19 protein-coding genes, 2 tRNA genes, 1 other RNA gene and 1 riboswitch are annotated in these 20,535 nt (G+C 64.3%); of the genes, 14 read left to right on the top strand and 8 right to left on the bottom strand.

Annotation, left to right across the window (positions count from 1 at the left end; all coding sequences use genetic code 11):
* Positions 1-21: 21 nt before the first annotated feature.
* The 6 genes from gluQRS to IV098_RS02465 form a co-directional block, all read right to left on the bottom strand.
* A complete protein-coding gene (gluQRS, locus tag IV098_RS02490) occupies positions 22-927 on the bottom strand; it encodes a tRNA glutamyl-Q(34) synthetase GluQRS (protein ID WP_296886322.1) in 906 nt (301 codons plus the stop codon).
* A 142-nt stretch (positions 928-1,069) separates the two neighbouring features.
* Positions 1,070-1,888: a mechanosensitive ion channel family protein gene (locus tag IV098_RS02485; protein WP_296886112.1), complete on the bottom strand. Its 819-nt coding sequence runs from the start codon at positions 1,886-1,888 to the stop codon at positions 1,070-1,072.
* Positions 1,889-1,940: 52 nt separating this feature from the next.
* Positions 1,941-3,128, bottom strand: a complete 1,188-nt coding sequence (locus tag IV098_RS02480; protein ID WP_296886110.1) for a glycosyltransferase — start codon at positions 3,126-3,128, stop codon at positions 1,941-1,943.
* Positions 3,129-3,229: 101 nt separating this feature from the next.
* Positions 3,230-4,165: a PEPxxWA-CTERM sorting domain-containing protein gene (locus tag IV098_RS02475; protein ID WP_296886109.1), complete on the bottom strand. Its 936-nt coding sequence runs from the start codon at positions 4,163-4,165 to the stop codon at positions 3,230-3,232.
* Positions 4,166-4,345: 180 nt separating this feature from the next.
* Complete coding sequence (gene cobO, locus IV098_RS02470; protein ID WP_296886107.1) at positions 4,346-4,981, bottom strand: cob(I)yrinic acid a,c-diamide adenosyltransferase; 636 nt, start codon at positions 4,979-4,981, stop codon at positions 4,346-4,348.
* Between the two features lie 48 nt (positions 4,982-5,029).
* Positions 5,030-7,045, bottom strand: a complete 2,016-nt coding sequence (locus tag IV098_RS02465) for a TonB-dependent receptor (RefSeq protein ID WP_296886105.1) — start codon at positions 7,043-7,045, stop codon at positions 5,030-5,032.
* Between the two features lie 58 nt (positions 7,046-7,103).
* Positions 7,104-7,310, bottom strand: a riboswitch (cobalamin riboswitch).
* Between the two features lie 16 nt (positions 7,311-7,326).
* On the opposite strand from IV098_RS02465, the gene IV098_RS02460 reads away from it, so the two are divergent.
* The 11 genes from IV098_RS02460 to IV098_RS02410 all read left to right on the top strand — a co-directional run bounded on the left by IV098_RS02460 (position 7,327) and on the right by IV098_RS02410 (position 15,520).
* Positions 7,327-7,554: a hypothetical protein gene (locus IV098_RS02460; RefSeq protein ID WP_296886101.1), complete on the top strand. Its 228-nt coding sequence runs from the start codon at positions 7,327-7,329 to the stop codon at positions 7,552-7,554.
* A complete protein-coding gene (locus IV098_RS02455; protein ID WP_296886099.1) occupies positions 7,554-7,856 on the top strand; it encodes a cell division protein ZapA in 303 nt (100 codons plus the stop codon). Before IV098_RS02460 ends, IV098_RS02455 begins: the two co-directional genes overlap by 1 nt.
* An 8-nt stretch (positions 7,857-7,864) precedes the next feature.
* A non-coding RNA gene (ssrS, locus tag IV098_RS02450) (6S RNA) lies at positions 7,865-8,049 on the top strand.
* Positions 8,050-8,061: 12 nt separating this feature from the next.
* The gene (locus IV098_RS02445) at positions 8,062-8,655 is read left to right on the top strand and encodes a 5-formyltetrahydrofolate cyclo-ligase (RefSeq protein WP_296886097.1); all 594 of its coding nucleotides are present in this window, start codon (positions 8,062-8,064) and stop codon (positions 8,653-8,655) included.
* A gap of 105 nt (positions 8,656-8,760) precedes the next feature.
* Positions 8,761-9,384: a cytochrome b/b6 domain-containing protein gene (locus IV098_RS02440; protein ID WP_296886095.1), complete on the top strand. Its 624-nt coding sequence runs from the start codon at positions 8,761-8,763 to the stop codon at positions 9,382-9,384.
* Positions 9,377-9,790, top strand: a complete 414-nt coding sequence (locus IV098_RS02435) for a DUF1924 domain-containing protein (protein WP_296886093.1) — start codon at positions 9,377-9,379, stop codon at positions 9,788-9,790. The genes IV098_RS02440 and IV098_RS02435 overlap by 8 nt, the downstream gene beginning before the upstream one ends.
* A gap of 12 nt (positions 9,791-9,802) precedes the next feature.
* Entirely contained in the window at positions 9,803-10,336 is a 534-nt protein-coding gene (locus IV098_RS02430; RefSeq protein WP_296886091.1) for a diheme cytochrome c, read from the top strand.
* Between the two features lie 22 nt (positions 10,337-10,358).
* On the top strand, positions 10,359-11,030 hold the full coding sequence (locus tag IV098_RS02425) for a response regulator (protein ID WP_296886089.1): 672 nt from the start codon (positions 10,359-10,361) through the stop codon (positions 11,028-11,030).
* On the top strand, positions 11,027-12,415 hold the full coding sequence (locus tag IV098_RS02420; RefSeq protein ID WP_296886087.1) for an ATP-binding protein: 1,389 nt from the start codon (positions 11,027-11,029) through the stop codon (positions 12,413-12,415). The genes IV098_RS02425 and IV098_RS02420 overlap by 4 nt, the downstream gene beginning before the upstream one ends.
* 130 nt (positions 12,416-12,545) lie before the next feature.
* Positions 12,546-14,378: a hypothetical protein gene (locus IV098_RS02415; RefSeq protein ID WP_296886085.1), complete on the top strand. Its 1,833-nt coding sequence runs from the start codon at positions 12,546-12,548 to the stop codon at positions 14,376-14,378.
* A gap of 89 nt (positions 14,379-14,467) precedes the next feature.
* Positions 14,468-15,520 (top strand): Sfum_1244 family protein, encoded by a 1,053-nt coding sequence (locus IV098_RS02410; RefSeq protein ID WP_296886083.1) that lies wholly within the window; start codon positions 14,468-14,470, stop codon positions 15,518-15,520.
* Between the two features lie 52 nt (positions 15,521-15,572).
* Here IV098_RS02410 and IV098_RS02405 read toward each other — a convergent pair.
* A tRNA-Thr gene (locus IV098_RS02405) sits at positions 15,573-15,648 on the bottom strand.
* A 33-nt stretch (positions 15,649-15,681) separates the two neighbouring features.
* Positions 15,682-17,085 carry a glutamate--tRNA ligase gene (gltX, locus tag IV098_RS02400; RefSeq protein WP_296886081.1) on the bottom strand — a complete coding sequence of 468 codons (1,404 nt, stop codon included), beginning with the start codon at positions 17,083-17,085 and terminating at the stop codon, positions 15,682-15,684.
* 94 nt (positions 17,086-17,179) lie between these two features.
* Between gltX and IV098_RS02395 the strand changes: the two genes are divergently transcribed.
* The 3 genes from IV098_RS02395 to IV098_RS02385 all read left to right on the top strand — a co-directional run bounded on the left by IV098_RS02395 (position 17,180) and on the right by IV098_RS02385 (position 20,507).
* A tRNA-Val gene (locus tag IV098_RS02395) sits at positions 17,180-17,254 on the top strand.
* A 165-nt stretch (positions 17,255-17,419) separates the two neighbouring features.
* Entirely contained in the window at positions 17,420-18,865 is a 1,446-nt protein-coding gene (locus IV098_RS02390; RefSeq protein ID WP_296886079.1) for a DEAD/DEAH box helicase, read from the top strand.
* A 124-nt stretch (positions 18,866-18,989) separates the two neighbouring features.
* Positions 18,990-20,507, top strand: coding sequence for a methyltransferase domain-containing protein (locus IV098_RS02385; protein WP_296886077.1), 1,518 nt, complete (start codon positions 18,990-18,992; stop codon positions 20,505-20,507).
* Positions 20,508-20,535 lie beyond the last annotated feature (28 nt).

Raw genomic sequence — 20,535 nt, 5'->3', positions numbered from 1 at the left:
ATCGGGATGCCGATTGTCCCGTCAGGGCGCGGGCTTGGCAATGGCAGGCTGCATCGGCACGCGTTCGATCTGCCACTGCCCGCTCGCCCACGCCAGCAGTTCGGCAGGGGCAGCACCCGCCCATTCGTCGGGAACGGGATGCCCGAGCGCTGCAAGCGCCTGCGTCAGCACGCGGCTCTGGCCGCTGAGCGGCAAGGCGGGGGCCAGTGTCTGTTTGGACAGTTTCTGCCCGGCGGCGTTGGTGATGAGCGGAACGTGGGCATAGGCAGGCGTGGCCAGGCCGAGCAGGGTTTGCAGCACGATCTGGCGCGGCGTGTTCCACAGCAGATCGGCGCCGCGCACGACATGGCTGACGCCCTGCCAGGCATCGTCCACCACCACGGCGAGCTGGTAGGCGAACAGCTGGTCGGCGCGCCTGATGATGAAGTCGCCGACTTCACGGGCGACATCCTGGTCAAGATCGCCGTGGATGCGATCGTGAAAGGCGACCGTCCCCGGCGGCACCCGCAGCCGCCAGGCGCGCGCCGCGGCACCGGCGGGCAGACCATTTCGGCAGGTGCCGGGATAAACGATCTCGCCCTCGGCATTGCGTGGCGCCTGCGCCAGTTGGGCGCGCGTGCAGGCACAGGGGTAAGCCAGGTCTTGGGAAATCAACGCGTCGAGCGTGGCCGCATAGGCGTCGTCGCGCGCCGACTGGACCGCTACCGCGCCGTCCCACTGCAACCCATAGGCTTCGAGCTGGCGCAGGATGGTATCGGCCGCACCCGCCACGCAGCGCGGGCGATCGAGGTCTTCCATCCGCAGCAGCCAGCGCCCCCCGGCCGCGCGCGCATCGAGCCAGCTCGCCAGCGCCGCGACCAGCGAGCCGAAGTGCAGCGGCCCGGTGGGCGATGGGGCGAAGCGTCCGACATAAGGCGCAGCAGGCAGGTTCAAGGCAGCGGGCGGTCAAGGTGATGTCAACGGACATGCTTGCATTGCCATCCACCCGGGTCAAGCCGCATGCCGGGCGCGAATGCAGGGATGAAAAAAGCGCCCCGTACTGGCGGCGCTTTGCATCCGGCCGCGCGAATCAGGCCGTGCGTGTCAGCATCAGTTGTGCGGGCATCGGCGCGGGGAAGCCGGCTTCGGCGAGCGCTTCGCGGATCATGCGGTTGCCGTCGAAATACACCTGCCAGTAGTGATCGGTGTGGCAGAACGGACGCACGGCCAGCACCGGGCCGACCAGGGTGAATTCGAGAATCTCGACTTCGACCGACGGACTGGCGACCACATTCGGAATGGTTTGCAACTTGCTGCGCAGCAGCTCCATCGCCGACACGTGATCGGCGTTGCCGGCAAGCTGGCATTTCAATTCGACGCGGCGAAACGGATTGGCGCTGAAATTCTGGATGGTGTCGCCGAAGATCTTGCTGTTGCCGACGATGGAAAACACGTTGTCGGGGGTGTTGATCGAGGTGGCGAACAGGCCGATTTCCTTGACCGTGCCGGTGAGCCCGCCGGCGCTGATGAAATCGCCCACCTTGAACGGTTTCAGCACAATCAGGAAGGCGCCCGCGGCGAAGTTGGACAGCAGCCCACCCCAGGCTGCGCCGATGGCGATACCGATACCGGCGACCAGTGCGGCGAAGGTGGTGGTCTGCACGCCGAAGTAGCCGAGGATGGCGACCACCAGCACGATATTCAGCGTGACGGCGAGGAAGCTGCCGATGTAGCGCATCAGCGTGGGGTCTACTTTCTGCCTTTCCAGCACGCGCTGCAGCATGCGACCGGCCAGGCCGATCAACCAGCGGCCAACGATCCAGAAAACAATCGCGGCCAGAACTTTCAGGCCGGCTTCGGTCGCATAGGCAGCCGCAATATCGGTGTACTTCTGAATATCTTTGTCCATGATGGGCATCCCGGAGTTGGATTGATGAGCGGGGTTGAAGGACCCTGGCCGCTCACGATGCAGCCAGTGCGGGATTATCCCGCACCCGGCCGTCCGGCGCAGCCAGTGCATGATAAAGCTGCAGAATCGAAGTTTCCATTTTCGTTTCGCTCCAGCCTGCTGCGTAGTGCTTGCCCGCTTCGCCCAGTTGCTGCGCGGCCGTGCGGTCAGCCAGCAGCGGGGTCAGCACCCGCGCAAAGCCTTCGACATCGTCCGGCGCGATGCGGCAACCCTCGCCTTCCTGCAGCACATCCTTGGTTCCCATTTCTGCCAGCCCCACCACCGGCACGCCGAGCGCCATCGCCTCCAGCAGCACCAGCCCCTGGGTTTCGGTTTTGGATGCGAACACGAATACGTCCGCCGCGCAGTAACAGCCGGGCAACTCGGTGCGACGCTCAAGATAGCCGATGAAACGCACGTTGTCGCCGAGCCCGCGCCGGGCCGCCGATTTTTCCAGCGAGGCGCGCGCCGGCCCTTCGCCCGCAATGACGAACAGCACATCGGGCAAGCTGCGGCGGGTGACTTCAGTTACCTGCAACAGAAACTCCAGGTTCTTCTCGAACGCCACCCGGCCCACGCAGGCAATCACCGGACGCTCGGGCGCTATGCCGTGCCTGGCACGAAATGCCGCGCCGTCGCACGCGGAAAAGTCGGCCAGCCGCAGGCCCGTGGGAATAATGTGGATCGGGCTCGACACGCCATAGCCGATCAGCGCGCTTTTCATCGCCGACGACGGCGCGATCACCGCAGTGACGCCGTCGCACTCCTTGCGCGAAATCATCCGCGCCGCCGCCGCCAGCCAGGACTTCGGCAAAAACGGCAGGTAATGGTGGAAGTATTCCTCGAACAGCGTGTGATAGGTCTCGACGCACGGCAGCTTGTGCTTGCGCGCCCAGCGCACGCCGACGCGGTGCGCCAGGAACGGCGTGTGGATGTGGACAATATCGAAATCGGCCGGGTTGAGGGCATCGAGCGCGGCGGCCAGTGCACGCGGATGCATCAACCGGTCTTCCGGATCGCGCGGAATCTGCCAGCCCGGCACCCGCACGATGTCGGCCTCTGGCTGCGCAGCGGGGTATTGCGGCGCCACCAGCACGCTTGCATGGCCCGCCCTGTCGAGCGCCTGCCGCAAAGTCTGGATCGAAGTCGATACGCCATTAACGCGCGGGAAATACACGTCGGACACCATCAGGATACGCACGGCAGGACTCCGCTTGGACGAAGCCTGCGTTGTATGGCAGTTCTGTTACGTGTTGATGACCAACGGAAATCTGTTACCTGCTGTCGTGCGGGCGATGTGCGTTAACTTTGACGGCGCACCATGGCACCCACCAACCCCATCCCTACCAGCATCATCAGCCAGGTCCGGGGTTCAGGTACTGGAGCCGCTACCGTCGATTCGATCCAGGTCTGGTAGGGCGCCACAATCGTGCCGCCTCCGATGGAGCCAAACAGCACATTGCTGCTGGACAGGTCAGTACTGCCATTGAAGGTGCCGATGCCAGCGATCTTCCACACGCCGTTGTCATCGACGAATACCGGGCTGCCTGAATCGCCACCCGCGTATTGCGCTTCGATCGTCGCACCCAGTGTCTGATTCAACGGCTGGTTGCCATTGCCAAAATAATTCGTGTCTTTCGTCGGTCCGTCGAAATCGAACACGAAGACTTCATCGCTCGACCCGCCGTCATCGTCCACCAGCAACAAATCGACCCGGTTTTGACCCACCCGCTTGACGCTGGCATTGGCACCGCTGGTGACGCCGTTGACCCCGTCACCGCCACCGCCATAGCCCACCAGCGTAAGCGTCTGTCCGCTCAGGCTGCCGCCATACAGCCCATAGGTCGGCACCGCGCCGGCCACCGGGGCCGCCAGCGTGATAATCGCCAGATCGTCGTGCCAGACGCCGTCTGCGCCGGGGCTGGTGCCGGTAAATCCTGGATACACGGTGATCGCCGCGGCGCCGAGGACTTGCGTCAGATCACCGGCATTGAGCGTGAAGCTGACGTTGCCCGGCGTGCCCGCCTGACTATTCACCACATGTGCGGCCGTCAGTACATGCTGGCTGTCGATCAGCACGCCGGAATAGACGCCGCCGTTGATGGTGATCGCACCCACGCCCGCCCAAGGCGAGGTCGCAAGGTTGGAATCGACGCTGCCGCCGACCAATGCGAACGCCGACGGGCTGCTCAGCGCGGCAATGACTGCAAGGGCTATCTGTTTAGGCTTGGCACGCATGGAACACTCCTCCGGTTTTTTACTTTATGTTTTATGTGCCGCTTACGCACGGCATTTATTCATGCAGATTATGTGCCAATACGTACTCCATAAGCAAAAACAATGGCTTGAGTTTCAAGCCCGCTCGCGGGCGTAAAAAATTCCGACAAACAAGGCGTATCAGGCGCTCTTGTCCGGCGTTCAAAGATCGATGCCGGGCTGCGCCTTCACGCCGGCACGAAACGCATGTTTCTCATCGGCGATGATCGACACGGTATCGGCCAGTTCGATCAGCGCATCCGGCGCGGCGCGGCCCGTCACCACCACATGCTGCATCGGCGGCCGCTGCGCCAGCGCGTCCAGCACCGTGTCGCTGTCGAGATAGCCGTAGCTCAAGAGATAGGTCAGCTCGTCCAGCACCACCAGCCGATACGACGGATCGGCCAGCATGCGCGCCGCGATCGCCCAGCCACGCTGCGCGGTGGCGATGTCCTGCGTGCGGTTCTGCGTGTCCCAGGTGAAGCCGTCGCCCGTGACGTGCCATTCGGCGTGCTTGCCGAGAAAGGCTTCCTCGCCGGTGTCGGTGCGGCTCTTGATGAACTGCACCACGCCCACTTTCATGCCGTGACCGAGCGCGCGCGCCACGGTGCCGAACGCCGAGGTGCTCTTGCCTTTGCCGTTGCCGGTGATGACGATGAGCAGGCCGTGTTCGTCGGTGGCCGCGGCGATGGCGGCGTCGACGACGGTTTTTTTCTTTGCCATGCGGGCGGCGTGGCGCTGATTTTTCGATTGCCCCTGGCTTGCGTCTTTGTCGGCAGCACGTTGCGAATCAGCCATACTTTTTCCTTTTCAATTCGGCCTCACACCAACCGGCAACACATAGGATCAGTGGAAATCGTAGCGCGCACTGACTCCGAACGTCCGCTGGTCGGCGGGATAGTAGAACGTGTCCCACGCAAAGGTGGTCGTGTTGAAGCCATAGCCACCGTAGGCCGCATATTTCTTGTCGGTCGCATTGAGAATCTTGGCATCCAGCCGCCAATCCCGGATCCGCCAGCTCGCCATCAGATCCAGCTTGGTGTAGCCGGCAAGGTAGCCCGCCGCGTTCGCATAATCGTCGCCGTACCGGCGCTTGCCGACATGATTCAGCCGCGCGGAATAGGCCGCTGCAGCGCGCCTGCTCCAGGTCACGCCTGCACTCGCCTGCACCTTCGGCACCAAAGGTACGGTTCGTCCTGCGTAGACGCCAGCCCGAACCTCCGCGTCTTCGAGCGTGACGCCGAGGTTTCCGCGCAGTGCGTCGGTCAGTTTGAGATTGGCGCTCAGCTCGGTTCCCAGACGGCGGGTCCTGGGAATGTTCATATTGCCGCCATTGGGGTCCGAGGTGATCTCGTCCTTCAGATCCTGTTGATAGACGCTGAATCCAAGGCGGCCGAGTCCAATTTCCTGGGTCCCACCGATTTCATAGGTCGTCCCGTGCTGGGGTCGGAGGCCGAAGACAAAGACCGGATCAAAGGTGATCGGATCCAGCCCATAGAGTTCATCGGTATTGGGAAAGCGGTAGGACGTTCCCACTCTGCCGTAGACCTTCCAGTCGCCGGCACGATAGCTCAGGCCGGCCTCGTAAGCCTCGCGCGTATCGACGGAATGGCCAGCCATCGCCGGCCGGTACCAGCCCGAGTAGGTTGTGTACTCCGACTGGCTCGCAGACTGATCCAGTCGCTGGGACCGCACGCCAAGCGTCAGCGCCAGGCGCTCGCTGAGATCGGTAATGTTCTGGGCATACACGGCATTGCTCGTCTGGGTGGCGGCCTGGGTGTAGGCCTGATGCCCAGTCGGCGAGGTCAGGCTGTCGGTCGTGCCGCGATAGTAGTCGAACCCCACCGTGGCATGGTTGCTCAAGCCGCCGAGCCAATGTCTGATCCTGAGCTTGGGGCTGAACGACACGAAGTCGCGCGACAGGTCGCGAGTTTGTTCGACCGGATTGGTCGGATCGCTGTACCCGCTGCGTTCATCACGCGAAAAAACCATATCCGCATCGAGCCTGGCGTCGGGTGAGAGATCGATTTCGAAGCCGGGACGAATCCGGAAACCCTTGCGGTCCGAACTGTCGTGCGGGTGGCGCGACTGGGTTGGATCGGCAACATATTCCGCGCTCCACAGGCCGCCAGGCTGGCCCAGATCTTCCTGGAAGGCGGCAAGCTCGACGAAAGCGCGCTTGTCTGTCTCGTTCAGAAAATTGACGCGTCCGCCCAGCGAGTAGCGCTCCTGATTGCTGTTGGTGCGCCAGCCATCGCTCGCGCCGTACTGGAAATAGAGGCTCCCATCCACCGACCCAGCAGAGGCGCCGGTTTGCATGCTGAGCTCGCGCAGGCCGTGGCTGCCGACGCCTGCGCTGACATAGTGGGTGTCAGCCGACTTCTTGGTGATGATGTTGATGACGCCACCGGTGGCGCGATCACCGTATAAAACCGTTCCACTGCCTGGCATGATTTCGATTCGTTCGATACTCGACAGCGGGATTAGCGACCAGTCGATCGACCCCGAATCGATTGAGTTCAGCCGCTGGCCGTTGAGCAGGACCAGCGTGTTGCTGGTCGTCGTGCCGCCGCTCCCCGAACCGCGCAGGCTGACCGAGGAATCAATACCGAGCGCGCCGTAAAGCGGCGTCACCATTGTTCCATCGGTCCCCGCCAGAAGATCGGGGACGCTGGTAGCAGGTGTCCGCTCGATATCCTGCTGTGTAATCACGATCAGTTTACCGGGCGTGGGCGGAACGGGCTCTGCGAACCGGGTGGGCGTCACGACAATGGTGTCGCCGACGAATTCCGGCAGGGATTCCGCCTGGGCGGATGCAATGAAAGCAACGCCCAGGGCGAGCGCGAGTCGGGTTTGACGCATGATGAGTTTCCGGTTGGGGCACCTGGTTCCCCGCAGGCGCGTTGCACGATCCGCTGTCATCAATCGACAGGGCTCAGGCCGGTATCCGGGCTCGCGCATGAGGCGTTTCGCCTTCCCATCTTGCGACAGTGGCTGTGTGAAACGCCGTACAACAACGCTTACCGTTGCGGGGGCAGCACAGGCTTGGCAGTCAGACTGCACACCTGTTTCCCGTTTATCCTCGGCAGCGGAAAGCTGCGTCGGCACCTGAAGCCGCGCATTATATCCGGGCGCGATTGACCGTGCGCGAAGCGCCCCCTATAGTCGCGGCCATGCACGCCGAACTCGAAACCCTCGAAGCCAAAATCCGCCAGGTGGCCGAGTTGTGCCACTACCTGCGGCGCGACAACATCGCGCTGCGCCAGCAATTGCTCACCACGCAGCAAGACAACAAACAGCTGACCAGCCGTCTGGAAGCCGCCAAAACCCGGCTGCAGTCGCTGCTCCAAACCCTGCCGGAGGACAACTGATGGCCGGCCCGCGCTCGATCGACATTCATATTCTCGGCCGCGCCTTCAAGGTAGCGTGTTCGCGCGAGGAAGAACCGGCGCTGATCGCGGCGGCCGATTATCTGGACGAAAAAATGCGCGAGATCCGCGACAACAGCAAGGTGATCGGCGCCGAGCGCATCGCCATCATGGCGGGGCTCAATCTGGCGCACGACCTGCTGACCCAGGGCGGCGGCGGCCTGATCGAGGAGGCGCGCACCCGGATCACCCATTGCAACGTGCTGCTCGATGCCGCACTGGAAGATCAGGACAAACTCTTCTAAACTGGTGCTGCTCCCTGCGGTGTTCGAGATGGGCTGCAATTTCTCTGAACCAATGCATACGTGCAAGGCTGCGGTCTATTCCGGTGCGGGTGTGCGCGTGACACGTTTCATGTGCCCAAAGTGCCTTTGATTGCGGCCGTCTTGAACCCCGGTTCAAGAGTCTGCGGCTCGTCACGGCACAGGCGGGGAGCCCTTCTTTTCCGACATGAATAAATCCGCCCTCCGGCGCCAACTCAAATCTGCGCGCAATGCGTACAGCCCTGCTGCGCGCCGCAAGGCTGCGCACGCTTCTTTACGGCTGGCGCTACGCCACGGCCTGTTGCTGCGCGCCCGGCGCATCGGCGTGTATCTGCCGCACGGCGGCGAGTTCGATGCACAGTTCTTGATCACCCAGATTCAGTTGATGCGGCGCGAATGCTACGCCCCGGTGTTGCCGCAGCGCGGCCGCGTGCTGCGCTTCGCCCGGCTGGCGCGCGACACGCGGATGACCCGCAATCGCTTCGGCATCGCCGAGCCGGTCGATGCGCGGCCGCTGCGGGCGCGCCAGCTCGACCTGTTGCTGCTGCCGCTGGTCGGCTTCGATCACGAGGGGTATCGCCTCGGCATGGGCGGCGGCTTTTACGACGCGACGCTGGCGTTCATGCGGCACCGCCGCAGCTGGCGCAAGCCGCGGCTGGTGGGGATTGCCTACGAATGCCAGCAGGTCGAATCGCTGCCGCATGATCCGTGGGACATGCCGCTCGATGCAGTGCTGACCGAGCGCCAGCTGTATCGATACACGTCGCGCCAGGCGCTGTAAGCGCAGCCAGCTTTCCAGCCGGCTGACGGCAAACACGCCCGCCTTAAGGTTCCCCTAAGCCTGCGCGCATAGAGTCTGCGGCATTCCCCCTCTCAGGAGACTGTCATGCCGCACTCACCCCCTCATCCGCACCGCGTGTTCGATCCCTTGCTGCGGCTGCTGCACTGGGTTATCGCCCTGTCGATTGTGGCGCTCATCGCCACCAGCCAACTGGCCGAATGGTTTGAACACGGTCCCTATGAAGACACCCTGTGGGAACTGCATATTCTCAGCGGCTATGTGCTGGCGGCAGGTTTGCTGACGCGCCTGCTGTGGGGCGTGGTGGGGCCGGTCAGCGCACGCTGGCGCGACCTGTGGCATCCCACAGTATGGAAAGACAGTCTGCGGAATCTGCGCCTGCCCAGCGCCCATCGCGCGGGACACGACCCGATCGCCAGTCTGGCCTATCTGTTTGCCTACGGCGTCATGGCGCTCATGGTCATCACCGGGCTGGGGCTCGCCGCCAGCGAATTTCAGGCAGGCCCGCTCGCCGGCTGGCTGGGCAACGCGGACTGGCTGGAAGACGTGCTGGGCGAGCCGCACGAAGTCGGTTTTGCCTTGATGCTGGGCTTCATCGGCCTGCATCTGGCGGCACTGGTGTTTCACCAGCTGCGCGGCGAGCGGGTGGCGCAGAGCATGGTCACCGGCAAGCAATACCTTCAGACCGAAAAAGGAGTGCAACATGACTAAGTCTCTGTTCCGCAACAGCCTGGCGATGCTGGGCATGGTCTCGACCGTCGCGTGGGCCACCGACAGCCCGGCCAGCCTGATGGCGCACTACGCGGCAACGGCGGGCGTTCCGGTTTCGGCGCTGTCGGCCACACGCGGCGAAACGCTCTACCGCACCGAACATCCCGGACGCAATGGCCCGATGGTGAGCTGCGCCAGTTGTCATACCGCCAATCCGAAACAGGCCGGACGCACGCGTGTCGGCAAGCAGATCGAGCCGCTGGCGCCGGCGGCCAATCCGCAGCGTTTCACCGATGCGGCCAAGGTCGAGAAATGGTTTCGCCGTAACTGCACCGACGTGTTGCAACGCGAATGCAGCGCGCAGGAAAAGGGCGATTTCATTGCCTGGCTGAATCAAACCAAATAAAAGGAGCAGACCATGAACTATCTATTGCGTGGCATCGGCGTCGTCACAGCGGTTGGCATGATCAGCCTGCTGTCGTTTTCACTGCCCTCGCCTTCGGGCGAGGCGCGCGGCGATGGCGGCAGCGATACGCTGCCGAAACTGACCCACAAGAACTGGCAACAGGAATGCGCGAGTTGCCACATTGCGTATGCGCCGGCCTTTCTGCCCAAGGCTTCGTGGCGGCGCGTCATGGGCGGACTCGACCAGCACTTCGGCGAGAACGCCAGCCTTGATCCAGTCACGCAGGCTGATATCCTGCGCTTCCTGGAAGCCAACGCCGCTGATGCCGGCACCAGCCGGATGGGCAACCGGGTGATGCGTGACATCGGGCCCAAGGATGCACCGTTGCGCGTCACCGAAACCCGCTGGTTTGTGCGCAAGCACGACGAAGTTTCACGCGCGGTGTGGTCGCGCAAGGCGGTGGGGTCTGCCGCCAACTGCGCGGCGTGCCACCGGCAGGCGGAACAAGGGGTGTTCGACGAGGACACGGTCAACATTCCGAAATAACGCCCAGGGGTCAAACCGAGCGATGCGCATATTGTTGGTGGAAGACGACCGGATGCTGGGCGACGGGCTGCAGGCCGGTCTGACGCAGGCCGGCTACGCGGTCGACTGGCTGCGCGACGGCGAAGCCGCGGTGGCCGCGCTGTCGACCGAAAGCTTTGCCGCGGTGGTGCTCGACCTCGGGCTGCCGAAGCGCGACGGGCTGTCGGTTTTGCAGTGGCTGCGTGGACGCCATGACGCGACACCGGTGCTGATCCTCACCGCCCGCGACCAGCTGGAAGACAAAGTGCGCGGCCTCGATCTGGGCGCCGACGACTATGTGCTGAAGCCGTTCGATCTCGACGAAATCGCCGCCCGCCTGCGCGCGCTGGTGCGGCGCGCGCATGGCCGCTCGGAGCCGGTGCTCAGCCTGGGGGAGATCGAATTGAACCCGGCGGCGCGCACGGTCACGCGCAGCGGCCTGCCGGTTGAGCTGACCCCGCGCGAATTCGATCTGCTGCACCTGCTGCTGCAAAACGCCGACCGCGTACTGACCCGCCGCACGCTGGAAGAACAGCTCTACACCTGGAACGACGCAGTCGACAGCAACGCCCTCGAAGTCCACATCCACCATTTGCGCCGCAAGCTTGGCAACGAGTTGATCCGCACCGTGCGCGGCGTCGGCTATATCGCTTCGGCAACACCGCCCCAGCCATGAGCGGCACGCCAGGCTATTCCCTGCGCAACCGGCTGGTGTGGCTGCTGACCAGCGCGGTGGCGGCGATCTGGCTGCTGTCCGCGCTGGTGGTGTATCAGCGGGCGCATGACGAAGCGGATGCCTTGTTCGACGCCCAGCTGACGCAGGTAGCCGACACCCTGCTGGCAATCGTGGCAGGCGGGGAAGTCGAGCATTTTGTCGAGGAACTGCACGAGCATCACCGCCCCGATTCCGTACCGATCGCATTCGAAGTGTGGCACCGCAAACACGGGCAAATGCTGCGTCTGGTCACGTCAAACGGGCGCGGCGGATTTGAAGCGGCGATGACCCCGGGGTTCAGCGAACACCCCTACCAGGGTGCGCGCTGGCGCTTTTATACGGTGCTGGATGAGGATGCGGAATATCAGGTGGTGGTGGGGCAGGCACACGCCTCGCGCGAAGGCCTGGCGCGTGAAATCGGCCTGTCCCTGCTGATTCCCGCCCTGCTGGCGCTGCCGCTGATGGCGCTGGCGGTGTGGTGGGGGGTGGGCCGCAGCTTGCGGCCGGTGAATACACTGGCGCGACAGGTCGGTGCGCTGGATGCACAAGCCCTGGTGCCGCTTGATGCGTCGCTCGCCCTGCCGAACGAGATCGCGCCGCTGCGCACGGCGCTGAATGCCCTGATCCGGCGCGTCACCGAGGCGTTTGAAAACGAACGCCGCTTCACCGCCGATGCCGCGCACGAGCTGCGCACCCCGCTGGCGGCATTGAAAATCCAGGCGCAAGTGGCGCAGCGCGCGCAAACGTCCGATAGCCAGCAGCACGCGTTGACGCAGGTCGTCGCAGGGGTGGACCGGATGACGCATCTGGTGGCGCAATTGCTGACGCTGGCGCGGGTCGATCCGGCCAGCCAGGGCAGCGCCCCGCCGCCGCTGGATCCGGCCGCGATCGTCGCAGCGGTATGCGCCGAATTGCAGCCGCAGGCAGCGCGACACGCGCAATCACTGATCGTCGAGGCAGCGGAGGGCTGTTCGATCGCGGTGACGGCGGCCTGGCTGCAGATCGCGCTGCGCAACCTGCTGGACAACGCCTTGCGCTATGCGGGCGAAGGCGCGCGCATCGAAGTGCGCCTCGCACGCAGTGGCCCGGCCTGTACGCTCACCGTCGCGGACGACGGGCCCGGGGTGGCGCCGGACTTGCGCGCAAAACTGAGTGCCCGCTTTGTGCGCGGCGAAGTGGAGAGCGAAGGCTGCGGACTGGGATTGTCCATCGTCGCCCGCATCGCCACGCTATCCCATGCGGTACTCGAACTGGGTGACGGACTGCCACGAGCGGATGGCGGCCATGGCTTCGCAGCCACGCTGCGCTTCAGCACAGCCGCGATGGCCGAGGTGGGCGCTCGCTGACTGGCCTGCCCAAGCGGGGGCAGGCGCCCCCCACTTTGCACTGCGTTAATATCGCCATCGACATTACTTATTGGCTGCCTCTCCGCCCACGGCGGAAAATCATGCGACTTAACTTCCCGGAGAACCCGTCATGGCCACACGCGACACCCTCAGCCCCAAAGAATCCCAGTGCAGCAGCGGCGCCGACTACGCGGCCCTCGCGCTGGAAGCCCTGCAGGAGCCGGCCGACGCGGCTTACGCCAAGGAATTGATGGATCGCGAGGCCGATGGCTGCCAGTTCACCAAGGATCTGGCGGCCTGCGCCATCGCCTACAAGGCGCTGGGCGAACAGGGCCGCGCCGAGGAACTGCTGCAGACCGCGGAAGACTACTGCATGTCGGGCGAGGAGCAGATCGCCCTGGCCGAAGCCAAATTCAAGGTGCTGGACGACAAGACCGCAGCGGTCGGTGCCTATGAAAAGGCCCTCAAGGAAACCAACAACCTCGACCCGTTGATCGATCTGGCGAAAAACGTGATGAGCGTGATTGCCGACAGCGCCTTCGCCAAAAAAGTGCTGGAAAAGGCCGAGGCGAAAATCGCGCGTGCGGTGGAATTCAGCAAGCTGGCTGCCGCCGCTGCCGAACACGTGCTGGACAAGGAGTACGCCGCGGCGATTTTCAGCAAGGCCGCTGACAAGCTGACCAGCGTGCCGGACTTGCTGTCGCTGGCCAGCGAAGTCACCAAAACCCTGGGCGACCCGCAAAAGGCCAAGGCGCTGTATGAGCGCGCGCTCGCTGGAGCGACCGATTTCACCGCCGCCAAAACCCTGATCGAATCGGCCAAGCAGACCGGCGACACCGTATTCATGCAGGCCGCCTTGAAGAAAGCCGGCGATCTGGCCAGCGCTACCGGCGAATACATCGATCTGGCCGAAGGCCTGGCGAGCGTGGGCGACAAGCCGGGCGCAGCGGCGCTGCTGGACAAGGCGGAAGAAGCCGTCGCCGGACTGGACGAAATGCAGAAGCTGGTCACTGCCGTGGAAGCGCATCTGGCCGACGACGCCGAACGTCTGGCGCGGGTCAAGGTCAAGCTGGAAAAGCGCCAGGCCAATCACGCGCGCTACATGGAATTCCAGCAACTGGAAAAGGACGCTGCCAGCGTCAAGCAATTCCTCGCGCTGGCCGAACGGGTGCGGCTGGAACTGGAAGATCCCTTCTATTCCGCCAAACTGATCGAATCCGCCGAGGCCCTGCTCGACGGCACCGGCTACCAGTTCTCGCGCTACAAACCGATTCTGGTGGCAGTCGACAAGAACCTCGACGACACCGAGTGGCTCGGCCGCCTGCTTGACCGCGCGGCAGAAAACGCCACCGATTCCATCTCGTTCCGCGACCTGGCGGTGACTGCCGCCACCCTGAAGCATCGCGAGCTCGGCGTCTCCAAGACGCGCGCCTACCTGGCTGCGCGCGAGGCGGCCCTGAGCGCCGATCCCCAGGCTGGCGTCTACGACACCGCCAAACTCGCCGAAGCCAGCTTTGCCGCCACCCAGGACGCTGCCGAAGCCAGCCGCCTGCTCGAAGCTGCGCGCGCCCAGGCCAAAGACCACTATGCGCTGCTGCACATCGGCCGCCTGTATGCCTCGATGGGCAACGCCGCCAAGGCTGACGAGCTGTTTACCGCCGCTGCCGCCGCGTGCAGCAATGGCGACGCCTGCATCCAGTTCATCGACCGCCTCAAGGGCTTTGCGCTGCCGGCCGACGCGCTGAAGAAATGGTATGCCGAGTGCGGCGGGCACATGAAAGCGCCGGCCGACAAACTACGCTGGGCCGAGGGCATTGCCGATGCGCTGAACGACAAAGCCTGGGCCACGGAGGCGTATTCCAGTCTTGCCGGCCAGTTCACCGGCAGCGATGCGGCGCGCTTCGAACTCAGCCGCCGCTCGCGCGCCGATCTCAATTATTTCGGCACCGCCCGCCGCCACTAAGCCAGCCGTAATATCCCTGAAAACAGCCCGGTTGTACGGGCTGTTTTTATTTGTACACTTCAGTAAGCACGCACTTTCTGGAGCCGTCCATGGTCGAAAATCTGTCCGCCCTCATCGATACCGTACAGAAGAACTGCACCATCGCCGATGCCCGCCACGCGCGCGACATGACGATCTGCACCTTCCTGCTGGAGATGCGCGAGTACTATCGCTGGGAAATGGAAATCCCCTACGGCGCGCGTCTGCCCAAGGACGAACTCGGCGACTGGCTCACCGCGCGCGAAAGCCTGTGGGACACCGTGGAAGAAGAAGCCTTCATCCCGCTGCCGGTCAGCGGCGGCATCGACCCGTTCGACGCCGACGACGTCAACCGCGCGCTGGTTCCGTACGGTCTCGTCTACAGCAGCGGACTGGGTCATTTCCGCAAGCCCCATTTCGTGCTGGCCGAACTCAAGCGTGCCGAGGTGCGCGAAGGCGTGAAAGTCTACGTCGCCGGCTGCGAATACGCGCGCGACCTGATCGCGCCGCCCGCTGCCATGCGCGACGGCGCCATCTTCCTGCGCATGGATGCGGTGCGGCGGCTGCTGTGGAACAAGTTCGAGGAATGGCAATGGAAGGAAAAGGACACCGCACTCGGCCGTGCGTTCGCCTACCATGACTTCGAGCAGGATATCGAGCGCGGGCTCGACCGCATGGCCGAGGCCGAAAGCGAAGCCATGATCCTGCACGAAGTGGGCGAGGCGCGCGCCGAAAAACTGCTCGGCGCAGACTGGAACAGCATGCTCGGCCAGCTCAATTCCAAGCACGCCGAACTGCTGGCGCGCGCCGTGCGCGATCATCTGGCCGACTGTCTGGTCACCCTGCCGACGCTGCTCGAACGCGAAGCCCACGGTTCCCTGCATTTCTATCTGGCTAACCTGTCCGGCCTGCGGCGCGCCCTGTTTCCGGCGCTGGTGCAGGCATACGAGCTATGGCTCGGCAGCCGCGATGGCAGCCAGCTCGCCGCTGTCATCGATACTGCTGCCACGCACTGGCTGGAGGCGGCGCAGAAACTGACGACCGCCTACCAGCGCGACCCTGCGCACGGCGACGCGGCCATCAACGCGCTTGCGGGCGGCGACCTGGCTGGCCTGAAGCTCTAGCGCAAGCCCGGAAATGAAAAACGCCGCTCAATGAGCGGCGTTTTTTTACAACTGGTGCCGTTGGCCGGAATCGAACTGGCGACCTTCGCATTACGAATGCGCTGCTCTACCAACTGAGCTACAACGGCGAAAAACAGCGCGCATTATACACGCGGAACTGCTCAGGTTTGGGCAGCCTGCAGTCCTGCCTGCAGGCGCGCGACCACCTGCTCCTGGCCGATCAGCTCCAGCGTGGCGTCGATGGCCGGGGTTTGCGGCTCGCCGGTCACCAGCACGCGCACCGGCATCGCCAGCTTGGGCATCTTGAGGCCGTGAGCGGCCAGGGTTTCCTTGAACGCGGCGCTGATGGCGCTGCGCTCCCAGGTCAGCGCAGCAAAACGTTCGGCCAGTTCGGCCAGCGCGGGCAGCACCTCGAGGGTGACATGTTGCGCCAGCAGTTCGGGCGTGGGGTGCAGGGTGCGGTAGAACAGGGTGGCGGCGGCGGCCAGTTCTTCGATGGTCGCGGCGCGCTCTTTCACCAGTGCGCATACCGCCGCCAGATCGGGGCCCTTGTCCGGATCGGCGCCGTTGCGCACCAGAAACGGCCGGGTCAGGCCGGCCAGCCGGGCGTCGTCGGCCGCCTTGATGTACTGCTGGTTGAGCCAGCGCAACTTTTCGGTATTGAACTGCGCGGCCGACGGCGTGATGTGGTCAAGGTCGAACCACTGCACGAACTGTTCGCGGCTGAACAGCTCGGCATCGCCATGCGACCAGCCGAGTCGCGCGAGGTAGTTGATGACCGCTTCCGGCAGGTAGCCTTCGTCGGAATACTGCATCACCGACACCGCGCCATGGCGCTTCGACAGCTTGGTGCCGTCGTCGCCGAGGATCATCGACAAGTGGGCGTATTGCGGCACCGTCGCGCCGAGCGCTTTGAGGATGTTGATCTGGCGCGGGGTGTTGTTGACGTGGTCGTCACCGCGAATGACGTGGCTGATCTGCATGTCCAGGTCGTCCACCACCACACAGAAATTGTAGGTGGGCGTGCCGTCGCCGCGCGCGATGATGAGGTCGTCGAGTTCGGCATTGGCGAATTCGATGACGCCCTTGACCAGATCCTTCCACGCCACCGTGCCATCGGTGGGATTCTTGAAGCGCACCACCGGTTGCACGCCGGAAGGCGGCACCGGCAGCGTCTTGCCGGCTTCGGGGCGCCAGCGGCCGTCATAGCGCGGTTTTTCGCCGCGCACGCGCTGGGCCTCGCGCATCTCATCGAGTTCTTCCGGGCTGCAATAGCACTGATAGGCCTGGCCGTTGGCCAGCATCTGCTCGATTACTTCCTTGTAGCGATACAGGCGCTTGGTCTGGTAAAACGGGCCCTCGTCGTGGTTGAGGTCGAGCCAGGCCATGCCGTCGAGAATCGCCTGCACCGCCTCGGGGGTCGAGCGCGCGATGTCGGTGTCCTCGATGCGCAGAATGAACTGGCCGCCGTGATGACGCGCAAACGCCCACGAGAACAGCGCAGTGCGCGCGCCGCCGATGTGCAGGAAACCGGTGGGAGAAGGAGCGAAACGGGTGCGGATCATGGCGGCAGACGGGGCAAAAGCCCGCCATTTTACCGGATCGCGCGCGGCAAAATTGCCTTGCCCGCCCGGTTGTGGTTTAATTCGCGCCGCTTCGGGGCAGTTAGCTCAGCGGTAGAGCATCGCCTTCACACGGCGGGGGTCACAGGTTCAAACCCTGTACTGCCCACCACCCGAACGCCTCCTGTCTGGCAGGTACAAGTCCAGACCCCCGCTTCCACCAATCGTCGCGGGTTTTACACCCGATCATCCGATCACGATTCTTCTGCCCCGATTGGTGTTGCCGTCGCTTTTAAATCAAAGCACTACGCGCAACAGGCCGTCGCAGGACACATACATGACTATTGAAACAAACACTGCCGGCCCGGCATTTGTCGAGCTCGGCCTGGCTGAACCCATTTTGCGTGCAATTCAGGACGCCGGCTACACCACGCCCACTCCGATCCAGGCGCAGGCGATCCCGCAAGTGCTGGCAGGCGGCGATCTGCTCGCCGCCGCGCAGACCGGCACCGGCAAAACCGCCGGCTTCACGCTGCCGATCCTGCATCACCTGTCGACGCACGCCGCGCAAGCGCCCAAGCCGGGCCGCCCGCGCTGCCTGATTTTGGTACCGACGCGCGAACTCGCCGCGCAGGTCGAGGAGTCGGTCAAGACTTACGGCAAGTATTTGTCGCTCACCTCGATGGTGATGTTCGGCGGCGTCAACATCAATCCGCAGTTCAAGGCGCTGAAGTCGCGCGTCGACATTCTGGTCGCCACACCGGGCCGCCTGCTCGACCATCTGGGGCAGAAGACGGTGGACCTGTCCGGCGTTGAAATCTTCGTGCTCGACGAAGCCGACCGCATGCTCGACATGGGCTTCATCCGCGACATCAAGAAAGTGCTCGCCGTGCTGCCGAAGCAGCGCCAGAACCTGCTGTTCTCGGCGACTTTCTCCGACGAAATCCGCACCCTGGCCAACGGCCTGCTACACAACCCGAAGAGCGTCGAAGTGGCGCGCCGCAACACCACGGTCGAAGTCATCGAGCAGTCGATGCACCGCGTGCCGCAGGCGCACAAGCGTGATTTGCTGGCGCACCTGATCAAGCACCACGACTGGCAACAGGTGCTGGTGTTCACCCGCACCAAGCACGGCGCCAACAAACTGGCCGAAAAACTGATCAAGGACGGCATCACCGCCGCCGCGATCCACGGCAACAAGAGCCAATCGGCGCGCACCAAGGCACTGTCGAGCTTCAAGGACGGCAGCGTGCGCGTGCTGGTGGCGACCGACATCGCCGCGCGCGGCATCGACATCGACCAGCTGCCGCAGGTGGTGAACTTCGAGCTGCCCAACGTGGCGGAAGACTACGTGCACCGCATCGGCCGCACCGGCCGTGCCGGCAGCACCGGCTCGGCACTGTCGCTCGTGGACGATGAGGAATTGAGCTATCTGCGCGACATCGAAAAGCTGATCAAGCGCGCGATCGTGCGGGTCGAAATCGAACCCGGTTTCGTGCCGCCGGCCAAGGCCGACCTGATGTCCGACGAGCGCCCGCCGCGTCCGCCGCAAGGTCGCGGCGGCCCACGTCAAGGCCAGGGCCAACGCCAGGGGCAACCCGGCGGCGGCCGCAATGCCTCCGGGCGCGCGCCGCAAGGCAAACCCGCAGCGAGCGGCAGCGCCAAACCTGCCGCCAGCCGCGCTGCGCCGACCCCGCATGGCACCACGCCGTCCAGCCAGCCGCGCAAGCCGCGTCCGCAGGCCGCCCTGTTCTCGTCCAAACCGGGCACGCGCGGGCATTGATTGCAGGGGTCAGGATTCAGGGGCTAGGATTCAGGGAGCTTTGTGCGGCTTGGCCGCGTTCCAGAATTCATGAAACGCGGCCAAGCCGCTCATTCCCTGAATCCTGACCCCCGAAATCAGCCCCATGGATACGCTCGCCAGTTACGACGAACTCCCCTACGACAGCCTGCCGCTGCCAGAAACCCAGCCAGACTTTCTGGCGGCGGTGGCGAAGCTGCACGGCTTCGATAGCCCCGACCCGCGCCGCGCGCGCATCCTGGAATTGGGCTGCGCGCAGGGCGGCAACCTGATCCCGCTGGCCTGGCGCTGGCCCGAATCCGACTGCGTGGGCGTGGAACTGTCGCGGGTGCAGGCAGAAGCCGGCGCCGCGTTCATCCAGCGCCTGGGCCTGCCCAATGTGCGCATCGTGCATGGCGATCTGGCCGCACTGCCGGACGATCTCGGCGCATTCGATTACATCATCGCTCACGGCGTATTTTCCTGGGTACCGCCCGCGGTGCAGCAGGCGCTGCTCGATATCTGCCGCCGCCATTTGTCGCCTCAAGGCGTGGCTTACGTCAGCTTCAACGTGGCCGTAGGCTGGGCGGCCTTGCTGCCCCTGCGCGCAGCCTTGCTGGCGCGCACCGCTGGCGTGACGCCGGCGCCGCAACGCTATGCCGCCGCCCGCGCTGTGCTGGATCAACTGTCGCGTGAGTGGGACGATCCCGTTCTGCTCAATGAAATCGCCTATCTCAAAACCGCCGCGCCGTCCTACCTGTTTCACGAATATCTGGCCGACTGCAATGCGCCGATGCCGTTTGGCGAATTCGCCGCGCAACTCGACGCGCACGGCCTGCGGTATATCGGCGAAGCCGGGCCGCGCAGCGCTGTGGTCGAGCTGGAGGACGCCTGGGGGCTGATTCCCGAAAGCATGGCCGGACGCTGGCTCGACGCGGAGCGCGCACTGGACGACACGTTCGCCACCCGCTTTCGTCGCGCGCTCATCGCCCGCGCCGACGCGCCCTGCGCCCAGCCGCCCAAAGCCGACGCACTGGACGAACTGGCTTTTTACGCCGACCTTGCCAGCGACGAACAACTCGATCTGGAACACGATAGCGCGCAAGATTTCGTCAACCCGGCCGGCAATAAATTCCTCGTCGAGAATGCGCTGGCCAAAGCTGCCTTGATCGCGCTGTCATCCGCCTACCCGCGCGCGTTGTGCTATTCCGACCTGATCGCGGCGCTCCATGCGGTACGCGATGGGTTCGGTGTGGCGGGCGAAGGCGATGCAGCGCGCTTCAGGCAGGCCTGGTTCAGCCTGGTCTTGATGCACTGCGTAATGCCGACCCTGCCAGCACAAGCCGCACCGGAGCTCGCCGATGAACCCGGCAGCCACCCGCACGCCCATGCACTGGCCCGCCTGCAGGCGGCCACGCCCGGCTGGGTGGTCAGCGGAACACGGCACGTGGCCATCGATCTGGATGCACCCGCACGCGAACTGCTGCAGCGGATGGATGGCAGTCGCGACCAGGCCGCGCTGGTCATGGAGATGGGGACATATCTGACTGAAGCCGGCATCACGCTGCCGCCCGAGCAGCGGGCACAGCGTGTCGATTTCCTGCTCTGGCAGCTGGTGCGGCAAGGCGTATGCATGGCCGGATGAACCGGGAACACGCCGGGGTCTGTCTCCA

The organism is Thiobacillus sp. (genome assembly GCF_018780105.1).
Classification (GTDB): Bacteria; Pseudomonadota; Gammaproteobacteria; order Burkholderiales; family Thiobacillaceae; genus Thiobacillus.
This window is presented reverse-complemented; position numbering and strand designations above follow the sequence as displayed.

Excerpts from the sequence above, each read along its gene's own strand:
- IV098_RS02485 (WP_296886112.1), bottom strand. The coding sequence starts at position 1,888 with ATGGACAAAGATATTCAGAAGTACACCGATATTGCGGCTGCCTATGCG.
- IV098_RS02475 (WP_296886109.1), bottom strand. The coding sequence starts at position 4,165 with ATGCGTGCCAAGCCTAAACAGATAGCCCTTGCAGTCATTGCCGCGCTG.
- cobO (WP_296886107.1), bottom strand. The coding sequence starts at position 4,981 with ATGGCTGATTCGCAACGTGCTGCCGACAAAGACGCAAGCCAGGGGCAA.
- IV098_RS02465 (WP_296886105.1), bottom strand. The coding sequence starts at position 7,045 with ATGCGTCAAACCCGACTCGCGCTCGCCCTGGGCGTTGCTTTCATTGCA.
- IV098_RS02455 (WP_296886099.1), top strand. The coding sequence starts at position 7,554 with ATGGCCGGCCCGCGCTCGATCGACATTCATATTCTCGGCCGCGCCTTC.
- IV098_RS02445 (WP_296886097.1), top strand. The coding sequence starts at position 8,062 with ATGAATAAATCCGCCCTCCGGCGCCAACTCAAATCTGCGCGCAATGCG.
- IV098_RS02440 (WP_296886095.1), top strand. The coding sequence starts at position 8,761 with ATGCCGCACTCACCCCCTCATCCGCACCGCGTGTTCGATCCCTTGCTG.
- IV098_RS02435 (WP_296886093.1), top strand. The coding sequence starts at position 9,377 with ATGACTAAGTCTCTGTTCCGCAACAGCCTGGCGATGCTGGGCATGGTC.
- IV098_RS02430 (WP_296886091.1), top strand. The coding sequence starts at position 9,803 with ATGAACTATCTATTGCGTGGCATCGGCGTCGTCACAGCGGTTGGCATG.
- IV098_RS02425 (WP_296886089.1), top strand. The coding sequence starts at position 10,359 with ATGCGCATATTGTTGGTGGAAGACGACCGGATGCTGGGCGACGGGCTG.
- IV098_RS02420 (WP_296886087.1), top strand. The coding sequence starts at position 11,027 with ATGAGCGGCACGCCAGGCTATTCCCTGCGCAACCGGCTGGTGTGGCTG.
- IV098_RS02415 (WP_296886085.1), top strand. The coding sequence starts at position 12,546 with ATGGCCACACGCGACACCCTCAGCCCCAAAGAATCCCAGTGCAGCAGC.
- IV098_RS02410 (WP_296886083.1), top strand. The coding sequence starts at position 14,468 with ATGGTCGAAAATCTGTCCGCCCTCATCGATACCGTACAGAAGAACTGC.
- gltX (WP_296886081.1), bottom strand. The coding sequence starts at position 17,085 with ATGATCCGCACCCGTTTCGCTCCTTCTCCCACCGGTTTCCTGCACATC.
- IV098_RS02390 (WP_296886079.1), top strand. The coding sequence starts at position 17,420 with ATGACTATTGAAACAAACACTGCCGGCCCGGCATTTGTCGAGCTCGGC.
- IV098_RS02385 (WP_296886077.1), top strand. The coding sequence starts at position 18,990 with ATGGATACGCTCGCCAGTTACGACGAACTCCCCTACGACAGCCTGCCG.